The 13911-nt window shown below is 69.6% G+C and carries 13 protein-coding genes; 5 read left to right on the forward strand and 8 right to left on the reverse strand.

Going from position 1 to position 13911, the window contains the following annotated elements; translation table 11 throughout:
• The first annotated feature begins 63 nt into the window (after window positions 1-63).
• Window positions 64-1266: a threonine ammonia-lyase gene (locus ACSQ2G_RS07905; protein WP_436029754.1), complete on the forward strand. Its 1203-nt coding sequence runs from the start codon at window positions 64-66 to the stop codon at window positions 1264-1266.
• Between the two features lie 9 nt (window positions 1267-1275).
• On the opposite strand, the gene ACSQ2G_RS07910 is transcribed toward ACSQ2G_RS07905, so the two are convergent.
• Window positions 1276-2148, reverse strand: a complete 873-nt coding sequence (locus ACSQ2G_RS07910) for a hypothetical protein (RefSeq protein ID WP_436029756.1) — start codon at window positions 2146-2148, stop codon at window positions 1276-1278.
• Between the two features lie 168 nt (window positions 2149-2316).
• Here ACSQ2G_RS07910 and ACSQ2G_RS07915 point away from each other — a divergent pair, with 168 nt between their 5' ends.
• A complete protein-coding gene (locus ACSQ2G_RS07915) occupies window positions 2317-3282 on the forward strand; it encodes a hypothetical protein (protein WP_436029758.1) in 966 nt (321 codons plus the stop codon).
• Between the two features lie 46 nt (window positions 3283-3328).
• On the opposite strand, the gene ACSQ2G_RS07920 is transcribed toward ACSQ2G_RS07915, so the two are convergent.
• Window positions 3329-4195 (reverse strand): UTP--glucose-1-phosphate uridylyltransferase, encoded by an 867-nt coding sequence (locus ACSQ2G_RS07920; protein WP_436029760.1) that lies wholly within the window; start codon window positions 4193-4195, stop codon window positions 3329-3331.
• Between the two features lie 182 nt (window positions 4196-4377).
• On the opposite strand from ACSQ2G_RS07920, the gene ACSQ2G_RS07925 reads away from it, so the two are divergent.
• Window positions 4378-4896 carry an FKBP-type peptidyl-prolyl cis-trans isomerase gene (locus ACSQ2G_RS07925; RefSeq protein ID WP_436029761.1) on the forward strand — a complete coding sequence of 173 codons (519 nt, stop codon included), beginning with the start codon at window positions 4378-4380 and terminating at the stop codon, window positions 4894-4896.
• 12 nt (window positions 4897-4908) lie between these two features.
• Here the strand turns inward: ACSQ2G_RS07925 and ACSQ2G_RS07930 are convergent, their stop codons facing one another.
• Window positions 4909-5553 (reverse strand): glutathione binding-like protein, encoded by a 645-nt coding sequence (locus tag ACSQ2G_RS07930; protein WP_436029763.1) that lies wholly within the window; start codon window positions 5551-5553, stop codon window positions 4909-4911.
• 100 nt (window positions 5554-5653) lie between these two features.
• Here ACSQ2G_RS07930 and argE point away from each other — a divergent pair, with 100 nt between their 5' ends.
• Window positions 5654-6847 carry an acetylornithine deacetylase gene (argE, locus tag ACSQ2G_RS07935; RefSeq protein ID WP_436029765.1) on the forward strand — a complete coding sequence of 398 codons (1194 nt, stop codon included), beginning with the start codon at window positions 5654-5656 and terminating at the stop codon, window positions 6845-6847.
• Here argE and ACSQ2G_RS07940 read toward each other — a convergent pair.
• Window positions 6810-7856, reverse strand: a complete 1047-nt coding sequence (locus tag ACSQ2G_RS07940; protein WP_436029767.1) for a glycosyltransferase family 2 protein — start codon at window positions 7854-7856, stop codon at window positions 6810-6812. The two genes, argE and ACSQ2G_RS07940, sit on opposite strands and share 38 nt — an antisense overlap.
• Before the next feature lie 77 nt (window positions 7857-7933).
• On the opposite strand from ACSQ2G_RS07940, the gene ACSQ2G_RS07945 reads away from it, so the two are divergent.
• Complete coding sequence (locus ACSQ2G_RS07945; protein ID WP_436029768.1) at window positions 7934-9178, forward strand: glycosyltransferase family 4 protein; 1245 nt, start codon at window positions 7934-7936, stop codon at window positions 9176-9178.
• A 60-nt stretch (window positions 9179-9238) separates the two neighbouring features.
• Here ACSQ2G_RS07945 and queG read toward each other — a convergent pair whose 3' ends face one another.
• The 4 genes from queG to ACSQ2G_RS07965 all read right to left on the reverse strand — a co-directional run bounded on the left by queG (window position 9239) and on the right by ACSQ2G_RS07965 (window position 13897).
• Window positions 9239-10372, reverse strand: a complete 1134-nt coding sequence (gene queG, locus ACSQ2G_RS07950; RefSeq protein WP_436029769.1) for a tRNA epoxyqueuosine(34) reductase QueG — start codon at window positions 10370-10372, stop codon at window positions 9239-9241.
• An 86-nt stretch (window positions 10373-10458) separates the two neighbouring features.
• A complete protein-coding gene (fzlA, locus tag ACSQ2G_RS07955) occupies window positions 10459-11145 on the reverse strand; it encodes an FtsZ-binding protein FzlA (protein WP_310086456.1) in 687 nt (228 codons plus the stop codon).
• A gap of 145 nt (window positions 11146-11290) precedes the next feature.
• Window positions 11291-12748 (reverse strand): D-glycero-beta-D-manno-heptose-7-phosphate kinase, encoded by a 1458-nt coding sequence (gene rfaE1, locus ACSQ2G_RS07960; RefSeq protein WP_436029771.1) that lies wholly within the window; start codon window positions 12746-12748, stop codon window positions 11291-11293.
• Between the two features lie 216 nt (window positions 12749-12964).
• Window positions 12965-13897, reverse strand: a complete 933-nt coding sequence (locus ACSQ2G_RS07965) for a cation diffusion facilitator family transporter (RefSeq protein WP_436029773.1) — start codon at window positions 13895-13897, stop codon at window positions 12965-12967.
• Window positions 13898-13911 lie beyond the last annotated feature (14 nt).

The raw sequence follows: 13911 nt of genomic DNA on the forward strand, positions 1-13911 counted from the left end.
CATTGCCGGGCGGACCCGTCGCGGCTAAGTTCCGCGCCCTTGCTCGCAGCCGCAAAGCTCTCGATGACCCTCGACATCACCACCATCCGTGCCGCCGCGGCTCGCCTCGCCGGCCAGATCGAGCGCACGCCGTGCCGCTATTCCCGGACCTTGTCGAAGATTACCGGCGCGGAAGTGTGGGTGAAGTTCGAAAACCTGCAGTTCACCGCCGCCTATAAGGAGCGGGGGGCGCTCAACAAGCTCATGCTCCTGTCGGACGCCGAGAAGGCCCAGGGCGTCATCGCCGCCAGCGCCGGCAACCACGCCCAGGGTTTGGCCTATCACGGCGCCCGCCTGGGCGTGCCAGTGACCATCGTCATGCCCAAGACCACCCCGTTCGTGAAGGTGCAGCATACGCGCGACTTCGGGGCGACTGTGGTCATCGAGGGCGAGACCTATGACGACGCCTCCGCCCACGCCCGCAAGCTGCAGGCCGAGCAGGGCCTGACCTTCGTCCATCCGTTCGACGACTACGACATCATGGCCGGCCAGGGCACGATCGCGCTGGAGATGCTGGAGGACGCGCCCGACCTGGAGGTGCTGCCTGTCCCGATCGGCGGCGGCGGCCTGATCAGCGGCGTGGCCACGGCGGCCAAGGCGGTCAAGCCCGACATCCGCATCATCGGCTGCGAGCCGGCCATGTATCCCTCGTTCACCGCCAAGATGCGCGGCGTCGCCGCCCATTGCGGCGGCCAGACCATCGCCGAGGGCGTCGCGGTCAAGACGGTCGGCGAGCTGACCTACGGCGTCGCCCGGCCGCTGATCGACGACGTGCTGCTGCTGGAAGAGCCGCACATCGAGCAGGCCGTGGCGCTCTACTGCAATGTAGAGAAGACGATCGCCGAAGGGGCCGGCGCGGCCTCGTTGGCGGCCCTGCTGGCCTATCCCGAGCGCTTCCGTGGCAAGAAGTGCGGCCTGATCCTGTGCGGCGGCAATATCGACACCCGCCTGCTGGCCTCGGTCCTGACCCGTGAGCTGGTGCGCGCCCAGCGGCTGGTGTCCCTGCGCATCGTCGGCGACGACCGCCCGGGCCTTCTGTCCACCGTGGCCAGCGTCATCGGCTCGATGGGCGCCAACATCATCGAGGTGAACCACAACCGTCTGGCCCTGGACGTGCCGGCCAAGGGCGCGGAGTTCGACATCACCATCGAGACCCGCGACGCCCAGCACACCCAGGACGTCATGGACGCCCTGCGCGAGAAGGGCTACCCGCCGCGGGCGGTGTAGCCGCTCGCCTCAGACCGGCGGATAGCCCAGCCGGGCGTGCAGCGCGTTGAGGCCCAGGTCGCGCAAAGCCTGGCGGACCGCCTCGTCCAGATACGGCTCGGCCCGCGTGCGGCCGCTGGACAGGGTCTTGGTCTCCCGCCCCATGACCTGGGTCGTCAGCAGCGTCTCCAGGTCGTCCTCCGCGCCGAGGTATGCCGCCAGGTCCCGCAGGCGGGCCGCACGGTGCTCGACGCCATGATCTCCCGCCAACTCCTCGAACGAGATGGCGAACAGGTCGGGCTCGTCCAGCCAGCCGATCATCGGCCTATAGGCCAGGTCGAACAGGTAGCCGCTGTGATCCTTCAGGAAGCCCAGGACCTGGGCCGGTGAAGGCTGCATCGACGCCCAACAGGCCTGGGGGTCGGCGCGCCCCGTGTCGATGAAGAATCGCAGGTGCGACAGCGTCGCGTCGACCAGGTCGCGATAGAGAAACACCTTCTTGAAGCCGATCAGGGCCCGCCGGGCGTCGTCGTCGAGCCGCAGGTGGCCGACCAGGAACTGCCCATCGCCGACCAGTTGGGCGCTGGCGCCGATCGGCAGGGCGTAGTTGCGCTCGGCAAAGCCCCGGCCGCGCTTCTCGGCGATCGACAGCCGCCGGTAGTCGGTCAGGAAGGCCTGGGACACGTGCAGCTCCGTGTCCTGGTAGCCCAGGCGTTCGAGCAGCAGGGCCATCAGGTAGGTGCCAGCCTTGGGAATCGAGATGATCGCCACCGGCGGACCGTCGCCCTGGCGGGGATTGGCCAGCAGCCGGCCGTCCTGGCCGTGGAACACGGGCAGGCGGCGGTTGGCGCTGCGGTCCAGCAGCCACCCCTCCGCCGTGTCTCCCCACAAAGAATCAGCCACGCGCGGCCTCCGACCAGCCGTCCCGGGTTCACCAGTCCAAGACTCCCCTCCGGGTAGAATATGGCTCGACACTCTCGTTGCAAGATGTCTTATGGTGAAGTTCGCGTGAAAGGGGGACCCGCCGCCTGACCCGCTCGGCGTCCCATTAGCCCAAAAGAGGACCGCTGAATGACCATCTCCAAGATCAAGTCATGCTTCCTGGGGGCGCTCGTCGCCGCCACGCTGATCGGCTCCAGCGCCCATGCCCAGGCGACCAGGACCTGGGTTTCGGGCGTCGGCGATGACGTCAACCCCTGCAGTCGCACCGCGCCCTGCAAGACCTTCGCGGGCGCCATCTCCAAGACCGCGGCCGGCGGCGAGATCGACGTGCTCGATCCGGGCGGCTTCGGCGCGGTGACCGTCACCAAGGCGATCACCATCAACGGGCCGGAAGGCTATGGCGGCATCCTCAACGCAGGCACGAACGGCGTGACGATCAACGCCGGCGTCAACGATGTCGTGGTTTTGCGCCGCATCGGCATCCAAGGCGCCGGCACCGGCGTCAACGGGATCCGCTTCCTGGCCGGCGCGGCGCTGATCGTCGACCAATGCGACATCGCCGGGGCCAACGCCGGGTTCGGCATCGACTTCTCGCCGGCCGGGGCCAGCGTGCTGCACGTGATCGACAGCAACATCACCAACAACGGCACCATCGCCACGACCACCGGCGGCGGGCTCATCGTCCGCCCGACCGGCGGGACGGGGTCGGCCAATGTCACGATCACCAACAGCCAGTTCACCCGCAACACCTTCGGGATCCGCGGTGAAGGGGCCACGGCCGCTGCGGCCGGCGTGAAGATTACCGTGACGGGCGGCAGCTTCGTCAGCAACGGCTTCGGCGGCGTGATCGCCCTGACGACCACCGCCTCGCCGGTCGCCATCATGCTCAATCAGTCGATCGCGGCCAACAACGGCACCAACGGCCTGAACGCCAACGGCTCGACGGCGTCGATCATCTTCGGCTCGTCGACCGTCACCGGCAACACCACGGGCCTAAACCCGCAGAGCAGCGGGCAGCTGATCTCGTACGGCAACAACCAGGTCGACGGCAACGTCAACAACGGTGCGCCGACCTCGACCACGCCGCTGAAGTAGCCGCCTTTCGTGGGACTCTCGATCGGCCGCGAGGCCGACGAGGGTCCTACAGCAGCCCCTTGATCATCGTCCGCGCCGCGTCGGCCAGGTCCGGACGCTTCAGGGCCAGGGCGACATTGGCTCGCAGCAGGCCGATCTTGTCGCCGCAGTCATAGGTTTCGCCCTCGTACTCCAGGGCGTGGAAATCCTGGCTTTCCAGCAGGGTCAGCATCGAATCGGTCAGCTGGATCTCGCCGCCGGCGCCCTTGCCCTGCTTCTCCAGCAGGTCGAAGATTTCCGGCTGCAGGATGTAGCGGCCCGAGATGAACAGGTTCGAGGGCTCGGTCCCCTTCGGCGGCTTCTCGACCATGCCCGTCATGCGGTTCAGGCGGCCGTCCTGGCCGTCCAGCGCGACGATGCCGTACTGGTGGGCCATGCCTTCGGGGGCGGGCTCGACCACGACGATGTTGCCGCCCTTCTGGTCATAGGCCTCGATGGCCTGGGCCAGGGCCGGCTTGCTGGCCGACATCACCATGTCGGGCAGCATCACCGCGAAGGGCTCGTCGCCGACGATGTCGCGGGCGCACCACACCGCGTGGCCCAGGCCCAGCGGGGCCATCTGGCGCACGAAGCTCATCTCGCCCGGCCGGGGCAACTCGCCCAGCAGCTCTTCGAGCAGGGCGGTCTTGCCCTTGGCGGCCAAGGCGGCCTCCAGCTCGACCTGGTGGTCGAAATAGTCCTCGATCGCGCCCTTGTTGCGCCCGGTCACGAAGACGAAGTGCTCGATGCCCGCGGCGCGGCCTTCTTCGACGATGTACGACAGGATCGGCCGATCGACGACGTTCAGCAGCTCCTTCGGGGTCGTCTTGGTGCCCGGCAGGACTCGGGTGCCGAAGCCTGCGACGGGAAGGACGGCTTTGCGGACGGGTTTCATGAAGGCCTCGTGAGCGGTCACTGGTGCGGACGGTTTCTAGGGCGCGCTGCGATCGGGCGCCACCACTGTTCTGTGACTGCGCGTCTCAAACTCCGGCCAAGCTTGTGGCTGCCGAAAATCGGCGCGCGGACGAGCGCGAATTGGTCTAGCACGGACGAATGCTCGTCGGAGTCCGCCGTCCCATGGTCCGCCCCCTAAGCTTCGTCCTCGCCGCCATCGCCCTCGGCGCCGCCCTGGCCCTGTCGGCCTGCGGCCCCAGCAAAAAGCAGCAGGAAAGCCTGGCCGCCGCCCAGGCGTTCATGGCCCAGAACGCCAAGCAGCCCGGCGTCGTCACCCTGGCCGACGGCCTGCAGTACAAGGTCGTCCGCTCCGGCCCGCCCGGCGGGGCCAAGCCGGCGCCGACCGACGAGGTCAAGGTCAATTACGAGGGCAAGCTGGTCGACGGCACGGTGTTCGACAGTTCCTACGAGCGCGGCGTGCCCGCCTCGTTCCCCCTGCAGGGCCTGGTGCCAGCCTGGAAGGAAGCCCTGGTCATGATGCGGCCCGGCGACGAATGGACGCTCTATGTCCCGCCGGAACTGGGCTACGGCGCCGAGGACAAGGGCCCGATCCCCGGCAACAGCGTGATGATCTTCCGCATCGAACTGATCGACGTCCTGCCCACGAAGATCCAGGCCCCCAAGCAACGCCCGCCCGCCTAGGGGCGGTCCCCTTCACACCTTGGGCACGGCCATGCCGCGTCGCACAGCGGCCCGCTCACCGACCCGCTCCAGCCAGGCGCGCACCGCCGGCAGGGGCGGACGGTCCGGCTGGATCTTCTCCAGGGTCTCCAGCGCCGCCAGGGTCCAGGCGAAACTGGCGATGTCGGCGATCGAATAGTCGTCGCCGGCCAGGTAGCGGACCTTCTCCAGCCGCCCTTCCATCACCCCCAGCAACCGCCGCACCTCGTCGGCGAAGCGGTCGATGGCCAGCTCGACCGGCTCGGGGGCGCGCAGGGCGAAATAGCCCAGTTGGCCCGCCATCGGCCCCAGCCCGCCGACCTGCCAGAAGGTCCATTCCAGCGCCGCCACCCGGGCCCGGCCCGAAGCCGCCAGCAGCTTTCCGGTCTTCTCGGCCAGATAGACCAGGATCGCCCCGCTCTCGAACACCGACTGCGGCCCGTCCCCCAATCCACTTGGCGGGTCATGGTCGACGATGGCGGGGATCTTGTTGTTGGGCGAGATGGCCAGGAAATCCGGCGCGAACTGCTGGTTCTGGCCGATATCGACCGGGTGCGTGCGGTACTCCAACCCCAGCTCTTCGAGCGCGATGGGGATCTTGCGGCCGTTCGGGGTGGTCCAGGTGTAGAGGTCGATCATGGCGCGTCTCCGCTTGTCGTCCAGGCATTAGAACGCGAAACTGCTCGCCTGGACCAGGCTGCCGGTAGGCGCGCGCCGGCCGCCGGGCTAGGGTCGCGCCATGGTTCGTTCCCCGCAGATCGCCTCGTCCGAAGTCCTGGCCGCCCGCGCCGTCGACATCCTCGCCACCCTGGTGGCCTTCGACACCACCTCGCGGCTGTCCAACCTGGCCCTGGTCGAATGGGTCGAGGCCTATCTGTCGGATCTCGGCGTCGCCTCCCGGCGAGTGCCCAATCACGACGGAACAAAGAGCAACCTGCTGGCCAGCATCGGCCCGACGGTCCCGGGCGGCGTCGTGCTGTCGGGCCATACCGACGTGGTGCCGGTCGACGGCCAGCCTTGGAGCAGCGACCCGTTCGTCCTGACCCCCCGCGACGGCCGGCTCTACGGTCGCGGGACCTGCGACATGAAGGGCTTCCTGGCCCTGGCCCTGGCCGCCGCGCCCGACCTGGCCCAGGCCGCCCTCGACCGCCCCGTCCACCTGGCCTTCTCCTATGACGAGGAAGTCGGCTGCCTGGGCGCGCCGGACATGATCGCGGTGATCGCCAGCGAGCTGCCCCGCCCCGCCCTGGTGGTGGTCGGCGAGCCCACCGACATGGTCGCGGTGCGCGGCCACAAGGGCATCGCCAGCTTCCGCGTCACGGTCACCGGCCGCGAGGCCCATTCCAGCCTGACCCACCTGGGCGTCTCGGCCAACATGGTCGCCATCAAGTTGATGAACCACCTGGTCGAGCTGTCCGAGCGGCTGGAGCGCGAGGCCGACCCGGCCTCGCCGTTCACCCCCAAGGGCGCGACCCTGACCGTCGGCCAGGTGAACGGCGGCACCGCGGTCAACATCCTGGCCCGGGAATGCGTGTTCATCTTCGACCTGCGCGTTCCCGCGGGCCTGGAGCCCAGGGAGATCCTGGCCGACTTCTTCGCCCTGGCCGACGCGCTGGACGGCCAGGTCAAGGCCAAGGCCCCCGAGGGCGGCGTCGTGGTCGAGACCCGCTCGATGACCCCGGCCTTCGCCCCCGAGGTCGACGGGGCGGCCGAGACCTTCGCCCGCCGCATCGCCGGCGACAACGGCCCGCCGCGCGTCGTGCCCTACGCCGCCGAGGCCGGCCAGTTCCAGGGCGCGGGCTTCTCGACCGTGATCTGCGGCCCCGGCTCGATCGACCAGGCTCACCAGCCCGACGAATATGTGGAGGTCAGCCAGATGGAGCGCGGCGCGGCCTTCATGCGCCGGCTGATCGAGGACCTTTCACGGGCGTGACCGGTTTCGGCGACCGGTGGCGGCGGATGACGATCCGCCGGCCGACAAAGGCCGCCGGATCGATGGCCATGGCCCGCAGGATGGCCCAGGACCCGACCTTGCGACCGGCCTGCAGTTCACGCCGCGAAGCCAGGATCGGGCTCAGCGCCTGGCGCTGGAAGGCGGCTCGGATCCCGCGCACCACCGGACCGGCGTCGCCCCGCCGCCAATGCAGCAGCAGCAGGCCGGCCGTCACCGCCACGTGCAGAGGCGTCGTCAGCCACAGCAAGAGCGGCGGGGTGTTCTTGATGAAGGTCCAGACGCGGTTGCGCGAACCGTGGAAGATCGCGAAGTCCGACCGCACTCCCGTGCTGGCCGAGCCCACATGCTCGACCACCGCCGTCGGCAGCAGCAAGGTCGGCTCGCCGGCCAGCCGCAGGCGATAGCCCAGATCGACGTCCTCGCAATAGCAGAAGAACCGCTCATCGAATCCGCCCGCGCCCAGGAACAGCTCGCGATCGATCAGGGTCGCCGCGCCGCAGGCCGAGAACACCTCGCCCTCCGGCAGGTTCGGCGGCCGGCGCCGCCGATAGCCGCCCCGGTACGGGATGCCGGCGGAGGTCATCACATCGCCCGTTCCGTCCATCAGGCCCGGCTCGTCGGCCACCATCTGCAGCGACGTGAAGCAGCGGACCTCGGGATGGCGCGCGGCGCCCGCGAGCAGGGCCTCCAGCCAGTCGGGCCGAGCATAGGCGTCGGGGTTGAGCAGCACCAACCAGCGCCCCTTGGCCTGCCGGACCGCCAGGTTGTTGCCGGCCGCGAAGCCGAGATTGACGCCGGGCTGCAGGAAACGCAGGGTCGGATCCGCCGCGACGGCGGCTTGGGGCGCGCCGTCGTTCGAGGCGTTGTCGACCAACAGGATCTCGAAATCGGTGAAGGTCTGGGCCCGCAACGCCTCCAGGCATCGCGTCAACGTCGGACCGCTCTGATACGAGACGATGATCACGCTGACGAGCGGCGGCGAACCCATGGACACGACTGTTCTATTGAAGCCAAGCGGAGGAACTGGCTAACACAGCTCGACCCGTCTCAGGTACAGTGATCGTAATGAAATATCTCCGCGACCTGACTTGGCGCCATGCGCCGGCGTTCAGCCAGGCGGTTTCGACGCGCCTGCCCGCGCTCAGGGCCTACCGCCTCTACGGTTGGCGCCGCCGCGCGCGGCCGCCGCGCGTCGCGCCGATCACCGTCGCCGGTTTCCACGGCGCCGTCCTCGGCCTGGGCGAGGCTGTCCGTTCGACGACCCTGGCCTTGAGCGACGCCGGCGTGGGGGCGGGAGCCTGGGACATTTCCGAACTGATGGGTCACGCGCGACGCCTGTCGGCGGGCGATCCGACTCCGCCCGCGCCGGGTCCAGGCATGCTGATCGCCCAGATGAACCCGCCCGAGCTGATTCGCCTGATCAGCACGACGGGGGCGGCGGCGTTCGAGGGCAAGTACGTCATCGGTTATTGGGCCTGGGAGCTTTCCGAGATTCCGGCCCTGTGGAAGCCGGCGTTCCGCTATGTCGACGAGGTCTGGGCCCTCTCGGAATTCACCGCCGACGCTGTCCGCCGGGCTGCGCCGCGGCGGGTTAAGGTCCGCGTCATGCCCATCGCCGTGCCGCTGAACGATACGCCCGCGGCTCGTGGGCGCTTCGGATTCGGTGACGAGACCATCGTCCTGTGCGCCTTCGACTTCCGCTCGACCATCGCCCGCAAGAACCCGCTGGCGGCTCTGGATGCCTTCCGGCGCGCCAAGGCCCGTGCGCGGCGACCCGCGACTTTGGTGTTCAAGACGGTCGGCGGCGCCGACGCCCCCGAGCCGCTGCGCCAACTGAGGGACGCGATCGGCGACGACGGCGACGTGGTGCTGATGACGGAGACGCTGAGCGCCGCCGAGCGCGACCAACTTCTGGCCAGTTGCGACATCCTACTGTCCCTGCATCGTTCGGAGGGCTTCGGGCTATTTCCCGCTGAGGCCATGGCCGCCGGCAAGGCCGTGGTCGCCACCGCCTGGTCCGGGAACCTGGACTTCATGGACAACGACTGCGCCGTCCTGGTGCCCTACGAACTGCGGGCCGTGGAGGACGGCCAGGGCATCTATGCCGGCGGCCTGTGGGCCGAGGCCGACACCCAGGCCGCCGGCCAGGCCCTGATCGAGCTGATCGACGACCCCGGCCGGCGCGCGCAATTGGGCGCCAAGGCACGGGCCATGATCCAGCGCCGCCTCGCCCCGACGGTCGTCGCCGCGCGAATGTGCGACGCCCTCGGCCCCGCCGCGGCCCCGAAAGAGCTGAGCACGGAAGACTGAGCCGCTTTCCAGTCTCGACGCCGCCGATCAAGTCAGCGGCCGATGACAGGTAGCTCGGCTTCAAGACGCCCTCGTCCATTCGGCCTGGACCTCAGGAGCCTGCTCGGCCGCCTCGGCCGCCAACCGCGCGAAGGCCGCCGGGTCCAGCAGCCGCCGCGCCGCCCAAACGGCCGCGCCGCGCACGGTCGGCGAGGGATCGGCCAGTCGCGGCTCGACCGCCGCCATCAGCGCCGCGTCCCCACTGTTGCCGATCGCGTAGAGCACGTTGCGCACGAAGCGGTCGCGGCCGATGCGCTTGACCGGGCTCTTGCTGAACAGGGCGCGGAACAATGGGTCGTCCAGCCCGGCCAGGTCCGCCAGGGACGGACCCTTGAGGGTCTCGCGGGCGTGGAAGGCCATCTCGCCGGACAGACGGGCGAACTTGTTCCACGGACAGACGGCCAGGCAGTCGTCGCAGCCATAGATGCGGTTGCCCAAGGCCTCGCGGAACTCGACCGGGATCGGCCCCGACAGCTCGATCGTCAGGTAGGAGATGCAGCGCCGCGCATCCAGCCGGTTCGGCGCGGGAAAGGCCCCCGTCGGGCAGATGTCCAGGCAGGCGCGGCAGGAACCGCAATGGTCGCGCTCGGGCGGATCGGCCGGCAGGTCCAGGGTGGTCAGCACGCTGCCCAGGAACAGCCACGAGCCGAACTGCCGCGACACCAGGTTGGTGTGCTTGCCCTGCCAGCCCAGGCCGGCGCGCTGGGCCAGGGGCTTTTCCATCAGCGGTGCGGTGTCGACGAACACCTTCACCTCGCCGCCGAACCGGCCGTGCATCCAGCGGGCCAGGGCCTTCAGCCGCTTCTTGATCACCTCGTGATAGTCATCGCCCTGGGCGTAGACACTGATCGCGGCGCGGGTCGGGTCTTCCAGCGCCAGCAGCGGGTCGTGCTCGGGACCGTAGTTGACGCCCAGCACCACCGCCGTCTTCGCGTCGGTCCACATGGCGGTGGGATGGGCGCGGCGGTCCAGCGTCTCCTCCATCCAGCCCATGGCCCCGTGGAAGCCCTCGGCCACGAAGTCGCGCAGCCAGCCGCCGTTGGGCCAGGCGTCGCTGGCGCTGGCGAAACCGCACGCGTCGAAGCCCAGCCGCAGGGCCTCGGCGCGGATCTCGTCCCGCAAGGCTTCATTGGGGTGGAGGGGATCTGGGAACACTCGGCTGACCGATCTGTGGACCGCCCTCGTCCTTCGACAGGCTCAGGAGGAGGGATACGCTCCAACCGTCTTACGCGCCGGAACGCCTAGAAGTCGAGATCGTCATAGTGCGCGACCGGCGCCAGGCCCGGCCAGCGATCGGCCAGGATGGGTCGGAAGGCGGGCCTGGACTTCAGCTTCATGTACCAGGTCTTGGTCGCCGGGAAGTCCTTCCACGGTACGTCGCCGAAATAGTCGATCACCGACAAATGGGCGGCGGCGGCGAAGTCGGCCAGGCTCATCCGCCGGCCAGCCAGCCAGTCACGGGTGTTCAGCAGGCCTTCGACATAGTCCAGGTGCTGGCGCAGGGCGTCGCGGCCCCGACGCAACGACGACAGGTCCGGCGCGCCCAGCCGCAGCAGGCGCTTCTCCATCTTCTCGTGCAGCAGGAAGCCGTTGACCTCGTTGTCGAACTTGCGGTCGAACCATTGCAGCAGGCGCCGGGCCTCGGCCCGCTCGCCCGGCTCGCGACCCAGCAGGGCCGGTTCGGGCTCCTGCTCCTCGATGTGCTCGAGGATGGCGCGGCTCTCGGCGATCACCAGGGTGCGCTGGTGGCGCGTTTCGACCAGCACCGGCGGCACGCCCGACGGGTTGAGCTTGAGGAACTCGGCCGGCCCTTCCCAGTAGCGCACCTGCGCCTCGACGAACGGCAGGCGCTTCTCGCCCAAGGCCAGGCGCACCTGGCGCGAGGCCGGGTCAAGGGGGAAATGGTGAAGGGTTCGTTCGACGCTCATGCCCACGCGCATTCAGGCTGCATCGTTCGATCGATGCGCCGCTTTGCTTAACAACAGCTTGCTGAACGCCGGTCATCGGCCGAGTTCGCGGCCGAATTAAGGGAATTCGTAAGGTTTCCCGGCGCCGCGACCGATCGAGCACGGATCAGGCCTTGGCGTTCATCCGGCCGATCAGGTTGGTCGTGCTCTGACCGGCCTTCAGCTGGGCCAGCACCACCTTGCCGCCATAGCCCAGCACCACGTCCGAGCCGACCACGGTCTCGACCGTGTAGTCGGCGCCCTTGACCAGCACGTCGGGCCGGAAGGCCTGGATCAGGGTCAGCGGGGTCTGTTCGTCGAACAGCACCACCAGGTCCACGGCCGACAGCGAGGCCAGCACCGTGGCGCGGCCGCTCTCCTTCTGCACCGGCCGGGTCGGACCCTTCAGGCGTTGGACCGAGGCGTCGGTGTTCAGGCCGACGATCAGCCGGTCGCACGCAGCCTTGGCCTGGGCCAGCAGCGACACGTGGCCGGGGTGCAGCAGGTCGAAGCAGCCGTTGGTGAAGCCTACCTTCAAGCCCCGGGCCCGCCAACCGGCGACGACGGCCAGGGCTCCGTCCAGGTCGGCGATCTTGTCGGCGACCGGATCGGCGTGCTCGCCATGGGCCAGCCCCACCAGTTCGTCGGCGGTGACCACGTCGGTGCCCAGCTTGGCCACGACCAGGCCCGCCGCCAGGTTGGCCAGGCGGGCGGCGTCCAGCGGACGCGCACCCTTGGCAAGGGAGAGCGCCAGGGTCGCGGCCACCGTGTCGCCGGCCCCGGAGACGTCGAACACTTCCAGGGCGGTGGCGGGCAGGTGGACCGGGGCTTCGCCGCGCACGGCCAGGGTCATGCCCGCCCCGCCCCGGGTGATCAGGGCGGCGGCCAGGTTGGGCGCGCCGGCCAGGATGGCGTCGGCGGCCTCGGCGGCGGCCTCGTCGCCGGCGCCGGTCACCCCGGTGGCCTCGGCGGCCTCGCGGCGGTTGGGCTTGATCAGGGTGGCGCCGTCATAGCGGGCGAAGTCGCGGCTCTTGGGATCCACGATCACCGGCTTGCCGGCGGCGTTGGCGGCGGCGATGGCGGCCTTCAGCACCACCGGGGTCAGCACGCCCTTGGCGTAGTCGGACAGCACCACCACGTCGACCTCGCGCAGGTGGGCGTTGAACGCCGCCAGCAGGGCCTGGCCGTCGGCCTCGCCCCGGTCCTCGCGGTCGGCGCGCAGCATCTGGTGCGAGCCGGAGATGTAGCGGGTCTTCTCGGTGGTGCGGCGGCGGGCGTCGACGATCAAGGCCGAGTCGAGGCTGGGCTCGCGGTCGATCAGGCCGGTCAGGACCCGGCCGGCGTCGTCGTCGCCGACCACGCCCACCAGCACCGCCCGCCCGCCCAAGGCCGCGACGTTGCGGGCCACGTTGCCGGCCCCGCCCAGCATCACCGCCTCGCGCTCGACCGTGATCACCGGCACCGGGGCCTCGGGCGAGATGCGGTCGACCGCGCCATAGACGAAGCGGTCCAGCATGACGTCGCCCAGCACCAGCACGGTGGCGCCCGAAAAGGCTCGCGGCAGCTTGGCCAGGGTGTCGTCCATCAGGCGGGTCGCTCGTTGTCTTGCAAGATGCGCCATTTGGCCCTGCATGGGCTTCTGGGCAAGCCTTAGGTCCCACCGGCCTTCAAACGCGGAGCGTGGCCCTCGTCCTTCGACAAGCCCAGGATGTGGACCAATGTCAGGGCCGTAGCGGTAGAAACCTCATCCTGAGCCTGTCGAAGGACGAAGTTTCGTGTCCGAGGCCGAGTGTGGTCAACCCTAGAATTGCTCGACGTCGCCGAACGCCCCGCCATGCGGCTCGGCCACCCCGCGCGGGTCGGGATGGAGCAGGATGTCGGCGGCCGGGAAGGCTTCCAGCATCCGCGCCTCGGCCTCGACCATCAGGGTGTGGGCCAGGGCCAGGGGCGTCTCGGCGTCGAAGTCCAGATGGGCCTGGACGTGGACGAACGGTCCGGAGGCCCGGGTGCGCAGCTGGTGCACGCCCATGACCCGGGGGTCGGCGGTCAGCAGGGCCAGGATCCGGGCGCGGTCGTCGTCGGGCAGTTCGTGGTCCATCAGCTGGTGGCTGGCCTCACGGAACACCCCGACCGCGCCCCAGACCAGCCAAGCGGCGACGATCAGGCCGGCGGCGGCGTCCACCCAGGTCAAACCGAGAAAGCCGGCGGCGGCGATGCCGACCAGGCTGACAGCGTTGGACGCCAGGTCGGCGGCGTAGTGGGCCTTGTCGCCCGACACCGCCACCGAGCGGGTGCGCCGGGTCACCTCGCCCTGGGCGCGAATCAGGGCCAGGGTCAGCAGGATCGAGACGACCATCACGCCAATACCCAGCCCCTCGGCGGCGATCGGCCGGGGATGGAGCAGGCCGCGGATCGCCTCCTGGCCGATCAAGGCGCCGGACGCGAACACCAGGCCCGCCTGGGTCAGGCTGGAGAAGGCCTCGGCCTTGCCATGGCCGAAGCGGTGCTCGGCGTCTGGCGGCGCGGCGGCGTAGCGCACGGCGAAGAAGGTCACCAATGAGGCGACCAGATCCAGACCGCTGTCGGCCAGCGAGGCCAGCATGGCCACTGAATGGCCGGCCAGCCAGGCCGCGCCCTTGATCGCGATCAGCACGGCCGCCACGCCCACCGACAGGGCGGTGACCCGGCGGGTCAGCACCAGGGATTCGGCGGCGGTCAGGGCGGGGGCGGACATAACGGCCTTTTAGC

It is taken from the genome of Caulobacter sp. LjRoot300, from assembly GCF_964253875.1.
Taxonomy (GTDB): Bacteria; Pseudomonadota; Alphaproteobacteria; order Caulobacterales; family Caulobacteraceae; genus Caulobacter.

Excerpts from the sequence above, each read along its gene's own strand:
- ACSQ2G_RS07905 (WP_436029754.1), top strand. The coding sequence starts at position 64 with ATGACCCTCGACATCACCACCATCCGTGCCGCCGCGGCTCGCCTCGCC.
- ACSQ2G_RS07915 (WP_436029758.1), top strand. The coding sequence starts at position 2,317 with ATGACCATCTCCAAGATCAAGTCATGCTTCCTGGGGGCGCTCGTCGCC.
- ACSQ2G_RS07920 (WP_436029760.1), bottom strand. The coding sequence starts at position 4,195 with ATGAAACCCGTCCGCAAAGCCGTCCTTCCCGTCGCAGGCTTCGGCACC.
- ACSQ2G_RS07925 (WP_436029761.1), top strand. The coding sequence starts at position 4,378 with ATGGTCCGCCCCCTAAGCTTCGTCCTCGCCGCCATCGCCCTCGGCGCC.
- ACSQ2G_RS07930 (WP_436029763.1), bottom strand. The coding sequence starts at position 5,553 with ATGATCGACCTCTACACCTGGACCACCCCGAACGGCCGCAAGATCCCC.
- argE (WP_436029765.1), top strand. The coding sequence starts at position 5,654 with ATGGTTCGTTCCCCGCAGATCGCCTCGTCCGAAGTCCTGGCCGCCCGC.
- ACSQ2G_RS07940 (WP_436029767.1), bottom strand. The coding sequence starts at position 7,856 with ATGGGTTCGCCGCCGCTCGTCAGCGTGATCATCGTCTCGTATCAGAGC.
- ACSQ2G_RS07945 (WP_436029768.1), top strand. The coding sequence starts at position 7,934 with ATGAAATATCTCCGCGACCTGACTTGGCGCCATGCGCCGGCGTTCAGC.
- fzlA (WP_310086456.1), bottom strand. The coding sequence starts at position 11,145 with ATGAGCGTCGAACGAACCCTTCACCATTTCCCCCTTGACCCGGCCTCG.
- rfaE1 (WP_436029771.1), bottom strand. The coding sequence starts at position 12,748 with ATGGACGACACCCTGGCCAAGCTGCCGCGAGCCTTTTCGGGCGCCACC.
- ACSQ2G_RS07965 (WP_436029773.1), bottom strand. The coding sequence starts at position 13,897 with ATGTCCGCCCCCGCCCTGACCGCCGCCGAATCCCTGGTGCTGACCCGC.